We start from the raw sequence: 1121 nt of genomic DNA on the forward strand, positions 1-1121 counted from the left end.
GGCGCGGCGGCTGCGGGAGGCCGTGGGCCTGCTGCACCCGTCGGAGAGCCTCGACCTCGACCCGTCCCTGCGCACCCGTGTCCTGCGGAGCTGTCTGGACCGCCGTGCGCCCCGCGTTCCCGTACCGGCCTGGGCGGCGCCGTACGACGCGGAGGCGGCCCGGCTGGACGCGCTGCTCCAGGACATCGACGACGCCGACTGGCACGCGCCCGTACGGCTCCGCTGGTTCGGGGGCGAGGGCCCGGTGACCCGGCGGACGACGGTCGCCGGGGTCATCGCGCACCTGCTGACCGTCGACGGTCTCGTGGCGACCGCGCTGGGGCTGGAGGACCCGCTGGAGCACCTCGCGGCGGCCCCGGACAGCCGTACCCCCGACGCGCGCACCGAGGCGTACTGGAAGGCCGCGCACCTCCCGCCCGGCCGCGCGATCCGCGGGCCCTGGCGGGAGCAGAGCCACGACATCGTCCGTACGACGTCGTTCAGGGGCGGCGGCCCCGAGGACGCCGACGGCCACAAGGACACCGAGGGCTCCGGGCGGCTCGTCGTCTCGTACGGCGGGTTCGAGCTGCCGCTGCGGGACGCGATGCTCGACCGGGCGTTCGAGTGCTGGATCCACGCGGAGGACATCGCGGAGGCGGTGGACTACCCGTACACGGCGCCCTCGGGACGCCATCTGCACGGGATGATCGACCTCGCGGCCCGGATGCTGCCCCTGGTGCTGGCCGAGCGCCGACGCACCGGCCTCGTCTCACGGTCGCCCGCGGCGGGCCGTCATCTCGTGTCGGTCGGCGCGCCCGGGCGCAGTCTCCGTCTGGAGATCGAGGGTTCCGGCGGCGGCGAGTGGCTCATCCCGCTGGACTCCCCCGGCGCGGTCGGCTCCGCCGAGCACGAGGTCGCGCACGTCGCCCTGGACGGCGTCGAGTTCTGCCGACTCGCCGCGGGCCACGTCCCTCCCGAGGAGGCCGCGGCCGGCCAGATGGGCGACCGCGACGCCATCCGGGACGTCCTCTTCGCGGCGGCGTCCATGAGCCGCATGTGACCGGGCGGGCCTGCCGCGCGCAGGCCGTCAAGGGCAGTGCGCGGGGTGCGGAGTGCAGCGCGCGGGGTCCGGGGCACAGTGC

At 76.2% G+C, this 1121-nt stretch carries 1 protein-coding gene; it reads left to right on the forward strand.

Annotation, left to right across the window (positions count from 1 at the left end):
* The coding region (locus AOK15_RS39480) for a DinB family protein (RefSeq protein WP_055523855.1) at positions 1–1039 on the forward strand (1039 nt) is incomplete at its 5' end.
* Between the last annotated feature and the right edge of the window lie 82 nt (positions 1040–1121).

The organism is Streptomyces ossamyceticus (genome assembly GCF_001418475.1).
In the GTDB taxonomy this organism is placed as follows: Bacteria; Actinomycetota; Actinomycetes; order Streptomycetales; family Streptomycetaceae; genus Streptomyces; species Streptomyces ossamyceticus.